Origin of the sequence: Anaerobacillus sp. 1_MG-2023 (assembly GCF_030547345.1) — a bacterium.
In the GTDB taxonomy this organism is placed as follows: Bacteria; Bacillota; Bacilli; order Bacillales; family Guptibacillaceae; genus Guptibacillus; species Guptibacillus hwajinpoensis_B.
Map to the genome: position 1 here is coordinate 15873 of NZ_JAUORD010000014.1, position 16256 is coordinate 32128.

The following is a 16256-nucleotide window of genomic DNA, read 5'->3' on the forward strand; positions in this document are numbered from 1 at the left end:
TGCGCTTTGATTACAAATCATTTAAGAGAAGTTTAACTTCAATAATTCTTTCTCCAAACGTGCTATAGTAGAAAAAAACGCGCAACAGGAGGGCTCCGATGAGCAGCATTCGTTACGAAACCATCTTTCAGAAGCAGCTTGGAAACGGTACGATTATCGGTATTATGGATTACCTTGAAGGCAAGCTGATCAGACTGAACTTAAATGATGAGGAGCCGGACTTACTTAACCCGGAGCTAAAAGAATTTTTCCAGCAAGAGCGGATGAAGGTACATCCTAAACAATAGTTACCCATTCACAAAAAATGTTTAAATAAACGAAGAAGCCTCCAAATAAAGGAAGGCTTCTTTTTATTTTCCAAGCATAAAAACCCAGATAACTGGAACGCTATTCATAAATCGCTTTGTAACTTGAAGTATTTTCTTCTGCAAGTAGTCATTTATAACTATTTATTTCAAAAAAAGGTTTGATATAAAAAATGAATAGGGTATATCAATAGTAGCAAAGGACATTGCTATATTAGAGGAGGAAGTCATTATGTTAAAACAAGTTCTCGTTATTATCGGTATTGTTGTTGTAGTAGCATTTGTTGTCAGCGCATTATTCTAGAAGGCAGCAAAAATATAGTTATGTATGAACTAAATTGACTTTATCAAGGAGGAATAGCAATGGTACGTACAATTCTTATGATCATTGGCGCAGTTGCTGTGATTGCAGCTATCATTTCATTTATTTAATATTGTAAAATTGAGCAATTGAAATTTATTAATTTATCATAAATAAAACAGTCGAGCCACTACGGTTCGACTGTTTTTTTATCGTCTATTAATCATTCTTCTTCATGTTTTTTTTGGCTTCATCAACTTTGGACTTTGGAATGTATATAAAGATTGCCTTTTTGTTATTATTCATACAAATCTCCTTCAGAGTTGATTTATTGTTACCCTCATTCATTCTACTCGATAAAGGCACGTATAAGCAATCATCACTTACAAAACATTTGAAAACAATGCCTTAGTACTAAATTTTCTGTGAATAAAAAATTGATTATGAGTATTTGCATTCAAACTGTCAAGAAATCGATAAAACTTCAACTTCTATTGTAGGACTAGTATTGATATACTATTTGTAAACTACCTGTAACTGTTTATGTGAAACAGATCACATCAACTAATGATAAAGGAGTGAAATACATTGTTTAAGCAACCATTGAAACTATTCCGAGGCGTCGGCTTTGCAGAAGGAATATCATTTTTATTATTACTAGGAATTGCGATGCCTCTTAAATACATGATGGATATTCCTATGGCCGTAACGATTGTTGGAGCGTTACATGGCGGACTGTTTGTTCTCTATCTTGCCGTAATTCTATATGTCACAATCGTTAAGCGCTGGTCTTTCATTAAAGCCGCGCTCGCAATTGTCTCCTCCGTTATCCCATTCGGACCGTTTATATTCGATGCGCGAATCGCAAAAAATTCTGAAGTATAAAGACAAGGCAGGACCTTAAGAAGGTTCTGCCTTTTGCTATCTTTTCCCTAGCTTTGTTAATAAACTTCTTTAGAAACCGTCACTCTCTCAAGTTCTTTCCAGTTTATTTCGTATCCGATCCCATTCTCTTTAGAAACAGTAATCAAACCGTTCTCCACTTCCACTTCAGGTTCAATAATGTCTTTTTCCCAGTACCGTGCTGATGCAGAGACATCTCCCGGTATTGTGAAATTAGCCAAACTAGAAAGCGCGATATTATGCGCCCTTCCTATTCCGGACTCTAGCATGCCACCACACCAAACAGGTATCCCCCTTTCGCTACATAAATCATGGATCCTCTTACTAACGGATAACCCTCCAACACGTCCGGGTTTAATATTAATAATCTTACAGCTATTTAAATCGAGTGCTCGACGGGCATCATCATAAGAATGTATACTTTCATCCAAACAGACCGGTGTTTCAATCTCTTTTTGTAAAATCGCATGATCTACGATATCGTCAGCTGCTAGAGGTTGTTCAATCATCAGCAAATGAAATGGATCAAGTGCTTTTAAACGATCGATGTCTTGCAGAGAATAAGCTGAGTTCGCATCTGCCATTAGCGATAAGTTTGGATAAGAATGACGTATCGCTTCTAGAATCGATATATCCTGCGAAGGTTTGATCTTCACTTTAATTCGTTCATATCCCTCTTCAATTCTTCTATGAATTTCTTCTAGCATAACTGAGGGATCCGAAGCGCCTACGGCAACTCCTGCCTTAATCTTCTGTAAAGAACCACCTAATGCTCTTGAGAGGCTAATTCCTTCTCTTTTAGCATATAAGTCCCAGATCGCACCCTCAATCGCAGATTTAGCCATTGGATTTCTTCGAATGCCCGCTAGTATTCCTTCCACATCGGACGGATGAGCAATCTGTTGGTTTTTGAGTTTAGGAATGATGAAGTCTCTTAGCATATGCCAGGAAGTTTGAAGCGTCTCTTCTGTATACCAGGGCGACGTAAAGGCAACTCCTTCTCCAAAACCTACTTCCCCTTCAGAATCTCTTACTTCGACGATAATTAAATCTCGAGCAGTGACTGTTTCCAAACTGTTACTAAAAGGGGATTTTAGGTTCATTCGAATATGACGTAGAGTAACACTCTCCAGTTGCATCATATCGTATCACTCATATCTACTAATAAATTTCGCTGTAGCTTATTTGCCCCATTCCTAGGAAGGCTATCCACATAAGTAATCGTTCTAGGTAGCTTGTAACGCGCAAGACGTTCTGAAAGATAATCGAGCAGCTGCTGTTCCGTCAAAGAGCGATTCTTACTAACAACAAATGCTGCAGGTACTTCTCCCCATTGCTCATCTTTAACCCCAGTTACGCCTGCATCCTCCACATCTACATGCTCAAGGATCGCCGCTTCAATTTCTGCGGGATACACATTTTCACCACCAGATATAATGAGGTCTTTCCTTCGATCCAATACAAAGAGAAAGCCATCTTCATCCAGATAACCAATATCGCCTGTATGAAGCCACCCGTCTTCAAATGCAGCTCTTGTTGCATCATCCCTTCGCCAATACCCCTTTGTAATCGTAGGTCCTTTCACGAGAATCTCTCCATGCTCTAAAGCAGAAAGGGATTTATGATCAAGACTAATCATAATCTCTGATGGGAAAAGCGCCTTTCCAGCTGACCCCTGTTTATCTAGCATATATTCAGGTGAAAGCGTCACAATTTGAGAGGCAGTTTCCGTCATACCAAATGTCTGGAAGACAGGAATATGCTTCTCCTCGCAAGTAGAGAGAAGCGGGTATGGAGCTGGACCACCTCCAAGAAGCATGCAGCGAAATGTTTCGGGATAATGATCGGTTCCAAGGTCATCGAGCATTTTTTTCAGCATAGCGCTTACTACCGATACAATTGTAATTCGTTCTTTTTGAATCGATTGATTAACGACACGCGGTTCAAACCGTTGTTGAATAACCATTGTGATTCCGTAAATAACACTTCGCAATAGAATAGAAAGTCCACTCATATGAAACATTGGAACCGCACACAGCCAGCGATCATTCATATCTAAACCAAGATTAAGACTAGAACCGATCGCACTCCACCAATGATTACCATACGAAAGCATAACACCCTTAGGTTTTCCAGTTGTGCCAGAAGTGTACATAATTGTATGAAGCTGATGTAACTCAATAGTTGTTTGTAACTCTTCTAACTGATAAGCACCTGGGTGAACATCTTCCCAGATGATTATATTTACCGGACTTTGTATTGCATCACTAGCTTTCTTCTCAAGTAAATTGTCAGTGATCACATAGGAAATCTCAGCATCGTTCATTTGGAAAGATAGCTCTGGTCCTGTTAATCGATGATTCAATGGAACAATGACAGCCCCAATGTACATCAGAGTATGTAAACAAACGGCAGCCTCTAATCCATTCTCCATATAAAAACCAACATGCTTTCCTTTTTCGATTCCTTTTGCTTTTAGAGCATTTGCCATCTTAACTGCCTTTTCTTGTAACTGTTTATAAGTTAACTGTTTGCCATTATCGATAAGCGCCACTCGCTCAGGCGTCATAGAAGCACGTTTATGTAGCCAATTTGGCATCGTATCCATCTCTTTAACATCCTTTCTTTCATTACCATAGACTATTTGAAAAAAACAGCTTGATGGGAATCCATCAAGCTGTTTCTAACAATCGATTTAAGGAAAACGCGGGAACTGTTTAAAGTCAGGTTTGCGTTTTTCTTTAAATGAATCGCGTCCTTCTTTTGCTTCGTCAGTTGTGTAATAAAGAAGCGTTGCGTCTCCACCCATTTGCTGGAGTCCTGCAAGACCGTCTGTATCGGCGTTAAGAGAAGCTTTAAGGAAGCGTAGGGCTGTTGGTGACTTATCAAGCATTTCCTGTGCCCACTGTACTGTTTCAGCTTCAAGCTGATCAAGAGGAACAACCGTATTAACAAGTCCCATATCAAGTGCTTCTTGTGCATTGTATTGACGACAAAGGTACCAGATTTCACGAGCTTTCTTATGACCTACGATACGAGCAAGGTATCCTGCACCGTATCCAGCATCAAAGCTACCAACTTTAGGGCCAGTCTGACCAAAAATAGCATTATCTGCAGCAATTGTCAGGTCACATACCACGTGAAGGACATGTCCCCCTCCAATCGCATAACCCGATACCATTGCAACAACCGGCTTAGGGATAACACGAATGAGGCGTTGAAGATCCAAGACATTTAGACGTGGAACCTCATCCTCACCTACATAACCACCATGACCACGAACACTTTGGTCACCGCCAGAACAGAAAGCTTTGTCTCCAGCTCCTGCTAGAACAATAACTCCAATATCTGAATTGTCTCTCGCAAATGAAAAAGCGGTAATTAATTCGTTAACCGTTCTTGGCGTAAATGCATTGCGCACCTCTGGACGGTTGATTGTAATCTTAGCAATACCATCATACGTTTCGTAAAGAATATCTTCAAATTCTCGTTCAGTCTTCCATTGAATCATTTAGAAATTCTCCTTCCTTATGTAACAAAATTTACAGATTAGAATCTGCATGCTTTTTTAGAAAAGCTACTACCATTTTATCAAAGATTTCAGGTTCTTCTACATGAATTGTATGCCCTGCGCCAATAATTTGCACAAAATCAGCCTGAGGAAGCTTTTTTTCCATCTGTTTCCCAATTGAAATGAACTTCTGATCGTACTCCCCAACTATTAGAAGGACTGGAACGGTTATCTCTTCTAACACACTCCAATAAGAAGCTTGTGCCCCCGTTCCCATTCCAATTAGACTATTTGCAAGTCCTATTTCAGTATTGCTCAAACGCTGCTTTCTTATTTCGCTTTGAATACTTGGCGAAAGTTTCTTCTGCGAAGAAAATAACGGAAGAGATTCCCAGAAAGTTACGAAATCTTCAATACCTTCCTTCTGAATTCGCCTGGCAAGTGCATGGTCTTTCTGCACTCGCTCTCTTCTTTGATCTTCCGTAAAGAGCCCAGGTGAACTGCTTTCCAGAATAAGCGTTTTAATGAGCGAAGGGTACTGGACAGCAAATGACAAAGCAAAACGTCCACCCATGGAATAGCCAAGCAAATGGAGTTGATCGATCCCGAGTAAATTTAATAGTTGTTTCAAGTAACTGCCCATAGATTCCATAGTATATTGAGAAGCATCGTTCGGTTTCGCGCTTTCGCCGTGACCGATAAAATCGATTGCAATCACTTTATATAGCCTGGACCACCTTTTCATAAAAGAAGACCAGTTCTCACTCGATCCTGTGAATCCATGCAATAATAGAAGAGGTTCTCCTTCTCCCACGATTTCGACATAAAAAGGTTGTCCACCAACGGTATAAATCATGATTTAAGACTCTCCTGCAGGACTATTGCTGTTTCCTTCGAAACCTTCGCGAACATCTCTCGATGAAGCCTAAGATTGGCATCACGATCAGTTGGCACTTCAATAATGCTTAGCCCATGGTGATTCTGACTTTTCTCATACGCATAACTAAACTCTTCCCAATTCCATACTCGTTCAAAACTTGCCTCATATAATGCGGCAGTGTGTTCATAATTTAGTCCATGTGGTGTACCAAAGAGTTTCTCAAAGTGCTTCTCCTGCTCACGCTGAGGTAGAAATGAGAAAATCCCTCCGCCATCATTGTTAACCACAATAACCGTCATATTGATCTCATATAGCTTAGCTAGAAGCAGACCATTCATATCATGGTAGAAAGAAAGGTCACCAATCACCAGCACGCTAGAAGAATAGGCTGTACTTGCTCCAAGAGCTGTTGAAATAATACCATCAATACCATTCGCTCCTCGATTCCCCATTACAGTAGGTCGAGGATTCTCTGGCAAGAAAAAGTTCTCCATATCGCGAATAGGCATGCTATTCCCTACAAACAGGAGATCATTCGCACTCATCAGTTTCCCTAATTCTCTAAACACATGGCCCTCGAATAGCTCGTCAGTTCCTAAATCTTCATGAAGTAAGGTGAGAGTCCTTTGGTTAATGGCCTTCCATTTATGTAACCACCGCTTCTCAATAGAGTTGATGCTTCGCACAGCAGGAAGAAGACTATTCACAAACGATACAGAGGAAACTGTAAGCATGTCAGAACTATAAAGAGTAGGGTCTCTCCATCCTCTCTCATCCACAACTATATGAATAGGACTTGCTACTCTCTTCATAAAGAGCATATAAGCTTTAGAAACTGGCATCGCCCCAAATCTAATCACTACTTCAGGGTATAGCTCTGAATCCACCTCACCCCTAAGAAAGGCGTCATACCCTTCTACAAGATTAGGAGAATCAATATGCCGACATTTTGAAAGTGGATCTGCTAAAACTGGATAACCTAATTCCTCAGCAAGAGCAAATAGCGGTTCAGCTAATTCGTCATTATCCTGAGGTCCGACCACAATAATACCTTTCTTGTCAGCTAATTTGTTTGCATAATCAGTGACTGCATCTTCGTTTAAAACACTTATGTGATCTGCCGCATTTACCCACGGCTCATAATTCTCCCTACCATCTGAAAAAAGACCTGAATAGGATAGATCTGGTATCAGGGGATCTCTAAATGGGAAATTAAGATGCACAGGTCCAGCAGGGAGACCGGAAGAAACGGCTGTCGCTCTAGAAGCCGCAGTTCTGATATACCGATTTAAATCTGGAGAGGAAGAAGGCATCGCCATTTCCATAAACCACTTCACATAGTCCCCATATAGTTTGATTTGATCAATCGCCTGTGGAGCTCCATTATCACGAAGCTCATGCGGGCGATCGCCAGTCAAAACAATCAACGGTAAATTGGATTGAGCAGCCTCAATAACAGCAGGATAGTAATTAGCGCCAGCCGTACCTGAAGAACATAGAAGTGCGACAGGTTCCTTATGCGATTTGGCCATGCCAAGCGCAAAAAAACCAGCAGATCGCTCATCGATGTGCACCCAGACGTTTAGTAACGGGTGTTCAGCCATGACCATTGCGAGCGGAGTAGAACGCGATCCTGGACTAATAACAGCATGTTTAACACCTGAACGCACAAGCTCATCAACAAATGATCCTACGTAACTTGCTAGTATTTCCTGGTCAGTCATATTTCTTACCTCCAAGAGCTGTTAGCATTGGTTTAAACTTCATTTTGGTTTCGTCATATTCACTATCAGGGTCAGAATCTCCAACTATACCGCATCCAGCGTATAGAGTTGCTTCTTCTCCTTTAAGTAGACCAGAGCGTATAGCTACAGCAAATTCTCCATTTCCCTGATAATCAACCCAACCAACAGGTCCTGCATACCAACCTCGATCAAGCTTCTCTATTCGCTTAATTTCATTTACGGCTTCCTTTTGAGGATAACCGCCAAGCGCAGGGGTAGGATGAAGCCGTTCAACCATACGAAAAAGGCTTGTCTCTCTACCAGCCCTTGCTACAACAGGAGTAAATAAATGTTGAATATGAGGCGTTTTAAGAATTTCCGGCCTTGACGGTACCTGAACAAATTCACACTCCTCTTCCATAGCTGATCGAATCATTTGAACGACAAGGTCATGCTCAATTCGATTCTTTTGATCATGAAGAAGTGCTTGTCCAAGTTCATCATCCATTTCCTTCGATTCACCTCGTTGAATAGAGCCCGCAAGACAAGTCGAATACACTTGTTGTCCATCTCTTTTGACTAACCGTTCAGGTGAAGCTCCAAGAAAGCATTTGTCCCCATATTCGAACGCGAAAACATAGCTATCACTTTGTTGTTTTTTTAAATTTGTAAGTGTTTTTGTTGATGAAAAGTTTTGAGTCGATTTGAGCTTAATTTCTCTCGCTAAAACGACTTTATCAAGATGGCCATTTCTAATATTAGAAGCAGCACTTCTGACCGTTTCTTTCCATTCCTGAGGTCGTATTTCTTCTATTGAAATAGCATCGACATCTGCATAGGCATGAGACGTAAGCTTCTCAAAAAGACGATCATGCTTATCTAAAAGCGCTTCAGATATAACTTCCACATTATCTCCTGCGCTAACAATTGCGTTGAGTGTGAGCCAAGCATGGTTTCCAGCTGAAGTTAACATTAATTCTGGAAGAACCATCCCGCCTTTAGGAAAGGAATCCCATTCACCGCTATCTGGGGCAGTAGGATCGAAGGAAAACCCACCTAACAGGACCGGTCCAACACCTGGTCTTGATGGAGCCCCCTCTATGATCGCTTGTTCTAAAAAAGTTTGCCAATCACTTTCAATTGAACGAAAACGATCGATTTGAGCCTCAAATTGTTTCACACAACCCTGGCCCACTATTGTCGTGTCATTCTCAGGGTCGGACCAGAATGTTCGATCATTCTCGTTAGTAACCGAACCTGCAGCATAAAAGGAGAGGGGATCGACAGCAGCTACTGATAGCACCTGACTAACAAGCACGGACGCTCCCCGCTTTTCTGCCTTACTTACACCTTGATGAAGCAGGCTAAATAATTCTTGATGTTGTATTGTAGACACCGTCTTCTCCCCCCAACTTTCTGTCCATGCAAAAGCAGACCGAGTTAGCCTCGGCCACAGTTAATTAAAGGATACACCTGTCTGGCTAAGACTGTCAACGAAGCTGTTTAACCGTATGAATGCTTCTTATGTATAGATTCCCCATCTCATAGAAAAAAACCATTTTAATGTTCCGCAAGTGCCCTTAGCAAAAATAATAATGAGCATACACTGATAAAAGTAGACGCTGCTTTGCAGTCGTTTATAAACTAATGCATAAGGGAGGGTCTATATTGTCCAGACACTATTACCATGGGGTTTGTCGTCAACACATAGGACAATGTGTTGAAATCAAGTGTCATGACGGTCAATTGCATAGAGGTTACGTTGAAGAAGTTGATAATGAATTTGTTTATATCCGCCCTTTAAATCGCAATTGTGACGGACCGCAACATCCCGAAGGACCAGGCATGTTTTTCTTCGGAGCACTTGCAGGAGGTTTTCTTGGCGGTCTTTTAGGAGTAGGACTAGGAAGTATTGCGTTCTTCAGACCATACCCATATCCTTACCCATATTATTAATCATTCAAAAACGATCCTTCAAACGAAGGATCGTTTTTGAATGGAAGAATAACTACTTTTATCCACCTCAAACATAGAATAACCTTCATTTCTCTTTCGTTTGAAGGGAAATTCGCTATTTTTCTCTATTGACAGAGACTTCTTGATATTGACAAAAGGATTGACACCCCTTATCCATTTTTTTAAACTATAATGGTTACAAGGGGAATTTATAAGAAGTTTACTACTAAAGGGAGAGACACAATTATATGGAAGAGCGTATGAATAACAGCAACGATAAGCTGAACAAAGTCACGCCTTCAAAACCAACATGGCAGGTATGGTGGCGTTTACTCAGGCCGCATACATTAACCGCTTCCTTCGTCCCGGTTTTTCTGGGCACAATGCTTGCCCTTCAAAGTCATACATTACATTTTGGATTGTTTATGGCGATGATGATCGCATCTATTCTTATTCAATCTGCAACAAACATGTTTAATGAATACTATGATTTCAAAAGGGGGCTCGATCACGCTGGGAGTGTAGGAATTGGGGGCGCTATCGTACGAGATGGTGTTAGTGCAAGAACAGTATTAAACCTTGCTTTTATTTTCTTCGGCATTGCGATTCTTTTAGGTGTTTATATCTGTATCCTTACAACATGGTGGATTGCGGTTATTGGAACAATCTGTATGGCAGCAGGGTACTTTTACACTGGCGGTCCGTATCCAATCGCCTACACACCATTTGGTGAAATTGCTGCTGGTGTATTTATGGGACTAATACTTGTATTACTTTCTTTCTTTATTCAAACAGGTGTGATTACGTTTGAAAGCATTCTCGTTTCAATTCCTATATCCATTCTAGTTGGCGGCATCCTCATGGCGAATAATATTCGTGACTTAGAAGGCGACAAGGAAAAAGGACGCAAAACACTTGCGATTCTTCTCGGACATGATAAGGCTGTAACATTTTTAGAAGGTATGTTTATCGTATCCTACCTCTGGGTGGTTGGACTTATTATTACAATTGATTCATCTTTATGGCTTTTGTTGATAATATTGAGCATCCCTAAAGCATTTAAAGCCATCCGCTTATTTGAAGGAAAAACAAAAGCAGCTCACATGATGCCTGCTATGCAAGCAACTGCTCAAATGCATACACAATTCGGACTGTTAATGGCCATTGGTTTATTATTAGCCTATTTCATTTAACACGGTGAAAAAGTCAGAGATCCATTTGATCTCTGACTTTTTTATATTTATGAACCACTCCCTCACTTTTACATAAATTCATGAAAATACTCCTCTATTCTCGGAATGAAAGAGTAAAGGAGTTTATTTAGAAATGCTACAGCCTATCGATCGCTAACTTTTCTCTTTTTCTCACGTTAGCCTCGTGTATACTGTAAATAAGTACATAAAAATGGGGGTAATACGATGGAATTTGCAAATACAATGTTAGAGGCACTCGGCATTAAAGCCATTACATTAACACCTGAAAAAGTTGTTCTCGAAATGCCAGTTGGACCAAGCACTCATCAACCACTTGGCTTTCTTCACGGTGGCGCATCAGTAGCCCTAGCAGAATCAGCAGCCAGCATAGGCGGCACGCTTAATCTAGATTCAGAAAACGAAGCAACTTTTGGGATGGAGATCAACGCTAATCACCTTCGAAGCAAAAAAGACGGCGTCGTCCGAGCCATCGCCGAACCAATCCACATCGGCAGAAGAACAATGGTCTGGGAAATCAACATCGTAGACGAACAAGAAGAACTAATCTGCATATCCCGCTGCACCCTAGCCGTTAAAAGGTATTAAGAAAAGCGAAGACGAGCGTTTAGAAACGGAGATATTGGAACGCTTGAACTAGAACACGCTCTTTGTGTTCTGGTGAAAGAGTGAAATATCGCAGTTTCTGCGAGTCGTAGCTAGATCAAGAAAAGCGGAAGCGACCGTTTAGACACGGCAGGCACTGGAGCCTTTTCATTTGAACACGGTCTTTGTGTTCGGATGAAAAGGTGAAGTGACCGAGTGTCTGGGCGCTGCAGCTAGACACGAAAAGCGGAGCGGTCCTGCCTAAATCCGCAGGATGTTGGAGCCCATGAGATTGAGACGCTTTTTGTCTCATTCGATTGGGCGAAACAGCCGAAGGATTTGGCCCGCGCAGCTAGACATGAAAAGCGAAGACGAGCGTTTAGAAACGGAGATATTGGAACGCTTGAACAAAAAAAACACTCAAAGAAAAGCCCGTCATTAATGACGGGCTTTCTGTTCTATTTTTCTTTCACCAATTTCTCTATAATCTTCATGATAGGTGTCTGATATTGCATAATGACATTCATCGCAAACCAACCTTCGTCTTTCCCACGGGAAGAGCAATTCTTTCTCACAGTAAATACATCCGTGATTCAATTGGATCACCCCCCTTTTAGATTATGCCTAATATGGGCGTCTAAGACCTAAATGGAACGGAAAGGAGAGTAACAAATGATACGAATAAGACTGCCTTTTCTTTTTATCATCGTATTCTTATCTGCATGCGCTACACTCACATCTGATACAGAAATAAAAGAAAACACAATTCCGGCAACAGTGGATCGAGTTGTTGATGCCGATACATTGAAAGTAACTCTTGAAGATCGAGAAGAAACAATTAGACTCCTTCTCGTTGACACTCCGAAAACTAAGCATCCGAGTAAACCTGTACAACCCTATGGACCTGACGCCTCCCAGTTTGCAAAGGATCAACTAGAATGGGGTTTGCTCCCTCCAACATCAAAGCCGTAGCTTAAGCTACGGCTTTGATTCATTTCATCTACTGATATCTACTAAACTGCCTGCTCAACCTTTTTCCCTTGTTGAAGCTGATACATTTGGAAGTACCTTCCCTTTTGCTTCATCAATTGATCATGATCGCCTCGTTCAACGATTTCACCTTGGTGAAGAACAAGGATTTGGTCAGCCTCTCGAATTGTTGAGAGTCTGTGAGCAATGATAAATGTGGTACGACCCTTTTTTAAAATATCCAGCGCATTTTGAATAATCATTTCTGTTTCGGTATCAACATTCGAAGTCGCCTCATCAAGAATTAAGACAGCAGGGTCAAACGCTAGTGCCCTTGCAAAAGAGATCAGCTGTCTTTGCCCCGAAGAAAGCGTGCTTCCTTTTTCGATCACTGCCTCATCATACCCGTTTGGAAGAGACCGAAGCAGCTGCTCTGCTCCCACATCTTTTAAAGCCTTTTCAACTTTTTCTCTTGAGATCGAGGAGTCATTAAGACTTACATTCGAAGCAATCGTTCCAGTGAACAAGAATGGATCTTGGAGCACGATCGCCATATGCTGTCTTAACTGCTGCTTTGGAACATCTTGAATATTTTGACCATCGATAGAGATCGTTCCTTTTTGGTTATCGTAAAATCGGAATAATAAATTCATAATTGAACTTTTCCCTGAACCAGTATGCCCCACTAGGGCAACCGTCTGACCTTTTTTCGCTTCAAATGATAGTTCCTTTAACACATATTCTTCTGCTTTATATGCGAACGAAACATGATCAAAAGTGACATTCCCATCATAACGAGGGAATTCACCATCTGATACATCTTCCCCCTTTTCATCAAGAAGCTCAAAAACTCTGTCCGCCGCTACTAAAGCCTGTTCTAAATTAGCTAGCTGGTTCACCATATTTGTAACCGGTTGAAATAAGCGATTCAAATAATCCACAAAAGCATAAAGAACACCGAGGCTCACAATAGACCCAGCCGTTAATGAAGCTCCCCCAAAGTACCAAATCAATACTACAAATGAAATATTCCGTAGAATGTTTACAAGGTTATGTGACATTAAGGAATTCAAATTCAATAGCTTATTTTGATAAGTAAAATGGCTGTCATTCAGCTCTTCAAATTCCGCTTCAGTCTTCTCTTGACGTTTGAAAGCTCTTATTATCGACATGCCCTGAATGGATTCATTGATCATTCCGTTAATATCACTAATCCTTGTTCGAATGACCTTATTGAATTTCGACGCATATTTACGATAAACGAAAATCCAAATCAGAAGGAGTGGCACAATCGTTAATGTAATTAACGCAAGCTTTACATCAAGCAAGAATAAGGCAATAAATATCCCTGTCATATAAAAGATGCTTGTGAAGAACGTTGCGAGCACCGTCACATAAAGCTCTCTTATTGCCTCCGTATCATTCGTAATTCTTGCCACAACTTTACCGGCTGGTAAATTATCAAAATAGTTGATATGCAAACGCTGAATCTGGGAGTAAACATCCGTTCTCATTTTTTGAATAATACGGTTAGCAGAGGTTTGCAATAGAAGTCCCTGCCCATATTCAAAAAAGGATGCAAACAATAGAAGCCCAAAGTAAAGGGCTATTAACCAGACCATTGGTTCTATCTGCGGTTGATAAAAGGCAAGCAGTTCTTCATTGCTTATTTCTTTAGCTTGATAGGATTGTTGTTCCCCATCCTTTTGAATCGTAATAAGGTCGTCGTCAACCGACCGTTCTCCATCGAATGCAATTGCTTCATCAACGAAATAGTAGTCGCGACCTACCTGAAGAATCCTTACTTCCTCTCCTTTAAATTCATCGTTCCCAAAATGATCACTTCGTTTATACCAGTCCCCATCATATTTAACAGCGTCTTCTCCCTGATCTGCTTCATACCAGGGGTACTCAATCCCCATAATATGGACATCAATCATACGTTTCGCAATGAAAGGGCCAGAGAGCTCTGCTGTAACAGCTACCATTAATAAGAGTAAAGCAATAAGAATATTTTTCTTAAAACCCAGTGCATACTTAACTAATCGCTTTCCTACCTGTCGATTCATTTACAGCACCTCCTTTAATGAATCCTCAAGCTGCTGTCTGTCAAATTGGTCACGATACCATCCCTTTTTAGAAAGAAGCTCTTTATGAGTTCCTTCCTCAATCACCTTGCCTTCATCAAGAACGATAATCCAATCAGCATGCTGAACACCCGACAAACGATGCGTGGCTATAAACGTCGTTTTCCCAGAACGTTCATTGCGAATATTGGATATAATTTGTGCTTCAGTTTTTCCATCAACGGCAGACATTGCATCGTCTAAAATTAATATTTCAGGATCAATCATTAGAGCTCGCGCAATGGATACCCTTTGTTTCTGTCCACCTGATAAAGCGACGCCTTTTTCTCCAACAAGCGTCTCAAGTCCTTCAGGGAGCACATGTATATCTTTTTTAAAGTCGGATAGCCGCAGCACTCGATCAATGTCTTGATCTGTTCCATTATTTTTACCAAACAGAAGATTTTCTCTCACCGACCTTGAGAAAAGCATCTGATCCTGAGGAACATAACCAATCCAGCTTTGCAGAGTTTCGAGAGAAATTTCTTCGATCGGCACATCAGAAATTTTGATTTTCCCTTTACCGACCGGATATTCTCTTAAAAGTTGCTTCAGTAATGTCGTTTTCCCACTACCTGTTCTCCCTACAACGCCTAATGTTTGGCCTTTCTTCAGAGTAAATGAAACATTTTGTAAATTCGTAACAGATGAAGAGGGATACGTAAAAGTAACAGCTTCAAAAACGATCGTACCAGGTGTATCCAGATATTGAGGAGAATGGTGTTCTTTCACATCCTCTTCATGAGACAGCGTCTCTAAGACACGGTTCAACGATGCATTTCCTCGCTGCATGACGTTGATCAACTCTCCAACCGCTATCATCGGCCATATGAGCATCCCCAGGTACACATTGAATGACACCAGTTCTCCGAGTGTTAGGACTTTATGAAAAACGAGATACGCTCCATACCCTAACCCAATTAAATAGCTAATCCCGACAAGAACTTTAATAGTTGGCTCAAATAAAACATCTACTTTTGCTACTTCAATGTTTTTCTTATATACATCTTCCGTTAAGTTCTGAAACTTCTGCTGATCTGCCCTTTCTTGTACATAAGCACGCGTTACTCGAACTCCTGCAATCGATTCTAGTACTTGATCATTCATATCTCCGAATGAATCTTGGGCAGCTGTAAAGCGCTTATGAATGATTTTTCCGTAACGGTTCATGGCAAGAGCCATAAGGGGTAGAGGAAGAATAGCCGCAAGCGTTAATTTCCAGCTAATAAGAACGCCCATTGTAATCAAAATAAGAAACATAAAGATCGTTGAATCTACTAATGTTAAAATACCAAATCCTGCGGTAAGGGAGACAGCTTTTAGATCATTTGTGGCCCTTGCCATCAGGTCTCCAGTTCGGTTTTTCTCGTAAAAGGATGGCGTCATTTTAAGGAGGTGCTTCATCAATTTAGATCTGAGCGCCCTCTCAACTAGAAAGGCACCACCAAATAATTGGTACATCCAAATATATGTGACGATATAGACGACGAGCAATAACCCTCCATAAAAAAATAAATAATTTCGTAAGCTTTCCCAGGTTAAGCTTCCTACGTTTATTTCATCAATGGCCATTCCGATTAATTTTGGTGGAATGACCTCGAGAATACCCCCAAAAATTAATAAAGCAATAGCAATGCTATACCGTTTCCAATGCTGTTTAAAAAACCAGCTCAATTTCCGTAAAATAGAGAACAACTTAATCCCTCCTAACTTTTTCCTACAGTTATTCTTTCTGATTGACTATTTCACCATCCTCCATGGATCACTTCATTTCCCCACTGTCAC

The 16256-nt window shown here is 40.7% G+C and carries 14 protein-coding genes; 6 read left to right on the top strand and 8 right to left on the bottom strand.

The window, feature by feature from the left end:
- Nucleotides 1-98: 98 nt before the first annotated feature.
- Together Q4550_RS19265 and Q4550_RS19270 are read left to right on the top strand one after the other, a co-directional pair.
- The gene (locus Q4550_RS19265; protein ID WP_194219190.1) at nt 99-287 is read left to right on the top strand and encodes a hypothetical protein; all 189 of its coding nucleotides are present in this window, start codon (nt 99-101) and stop codon (nt 285-287) included.
- A gap of 907 nt (nt 288-1194) precedes the next feature.
- Nucleotides 1195-1491, top strand: a complete 297-nt coding sequence (locus tag Q4550_RS19270; protein ID WP_303535337.1) for a DUF3817 domain-containing protein — start codon at nt 1195-1197, stop codon at nt 1489-1491.
- 56 nt (nt 1492-1547) lie between these two features.
- Here Q4550_RS19270 and menC read toward each other — a convergent pair whose 3' ends face one another.
- The 6 genes from menC to Q4550_RS19300 all read right to left on the bottom strand — a co-directional run bounded on the left by menC (nt 1548) and on the right by Q4550_RS19300 (nt 9020).
- Nucleotides 1548-2648: an o-succinylbenzoate synthase gene (gene menC, locus Q4550_RS19275; protein WP_303535427.1), complete on the bottom strand. Its 1101-nt coding sequence runs from the start codon at nt 2646-2648 to the stop codon at nt 1548-1550.
- Complete coding sequence (locus tag Q4550_RS19280; RefSeq protein ID WP_303535339.1) at nt 2648-4117, bottom strand: o-succinylbenzoate--CoA ligase; 1470 nt, start codon at nt 4115-4117, stop codon at nt 2648-2650. The genes menC and Q4550_RS19280 overlap by 1 nt, the downstream gene beginning before the upstream one ends.
- Before the next feature lie 87 nt (nt 4118-4204).
- On the bottom strand, nt 4205-5020 hold the full coding sequence (gene menB, locus Q4550_RS19285) for a 1,4-dihydroxy-2-naphthoyl-CoA synthase (protein WP_303535341.1): 816 nt from the start codon (nt 5018-5020) through the stop codon (nt 4205-4207).
- 31 nt (nt 5021-5051) lie between these two features.
- A complete protein-coding gene (menH, locus tag Q4550_RS19290; protein ID WP_303535342.1) occupies nt 5052-5876 on the bottom strand; it encodes a 2-succinyl-6-hydroxy-2,4-cyclohexadiene-1-carboxylate synthase in 825 nt (274 codons plus the stop codon).
- Nucleotides 5873-7624 (bottom strand): 2-succinyl-5-enolpyruvyl-6-hydroxy-3-cyclohexene-1-carboxylic-acid synthase, encoded by a 1752-nt coding sequence (gene menD, locus Q4550_RS19295; protein ID WP_303535344.1) that lies wholly within the window; start codon nt 7622-7624, stop codon nt 5873-5875. Before menD ends, menH begins: the two co-directional genes overlap by 4 nt.
- A complete protein-coding gene (locus Q4550_RS19300; RefSeq protein ID WP_303535345.1) occupies nt 7617-9020 on the bottom strand; it encodes an isochorismate synthase in 1404 nt (467 codons plus the stop codon). Before Q4550_RS19300 ends, menD begins: the two co-directional genes overlap by 8 nt.
- 272 nt (nt 9021-9292) lie before the next feature.
- On the opposite strand from Q4550_RS19300, the gene Q4550_RS19305 reads away from it, so the two are divergent.
- The 4 genes from Q4550_RS19305 (at nt 9293) to Q4550_RS24505 (ending at nt 12348) form a co-directional block, all read left to right on the top strand.
- Nucleotides 9293-9580, top strand: coding sequence for a hypothetical protein (locus tag Q4550_RS19305; protein ID WP_226614867.1), 288 nt, complete (start codon nt 9293-9295; stop codon nt 9578-9580).
- A 260-nt stretch (nt 9581-9840) separates the two neighbouring features.
- Nucleotides 9841-10773 carry a 1,4-dihydroxy-2-naphthoate polyprenyltransferase gene (locus Q4550_RS19310; RefSeq protein ID WP_303535428.1) on the top strand — a complete coding sequence of 311 codons (933 nt, stop codon included), beginning with the start codon at nt 9841-9843 and terminating at the stop codon, nt 10771-10773.
- A 225-nt stretch (nt 10774-10998) separates the two neighbouring features.
- Nucleotides 10999-11379 carry a hotdog fold thioesterase gene (locus tag Q4550_RS19315; protein WP_194219182.1) on the top strand — a complete coding sequence of 127 codons (381 nt, stop codon included), beginning with the start codon at nt 10999-11001 and terminating at the stop codon, nt 11377-11379.
- A gap of 669 nt (nt 11380-12048) precedes the next feature.
- Nucleotides 12049-12348 carry a thermonuclease family protein gene (locus Q4550_RS24505; protein WP_306558520.1) on the top strand — a complete coding sequence of 100 codons (300 nt, stop codon included), beginning with the start codon at nt 12049-12051 and terminating at the stop codon, nt 12346-12348.
- Between the two features lie 41 nt (nt 12349-12389).
- Here Q4550_RS24505 and Q4550_RS19325 read toward each other — a convergent pair whose 3' ends face one another.
- Nucleotides 12390-14414: an ABC transporter ATP-binding protein gene (locus tag Q4550_RS19325; RefSeq protein ID WP_303535348.1), complete on the bottom strand. Its 2025-nt coding sequence runs from the start codon at nt 14412-14414 to the stop codon at nt 12390-12392.
- Nucleotides 14415-16166: an ABC transporter ATP-binding protein gene (locus tag Q4550_RS19330; protein WP_303535350.1), complete on the bottom strand. Its 1752-nt coding sequence runs from the start codon at nt 16164-16166 to the stop codon at nt 14415-14417.
- Between the last annotated feature and the right edge of the window lie 90 nt (nt 16167-16256).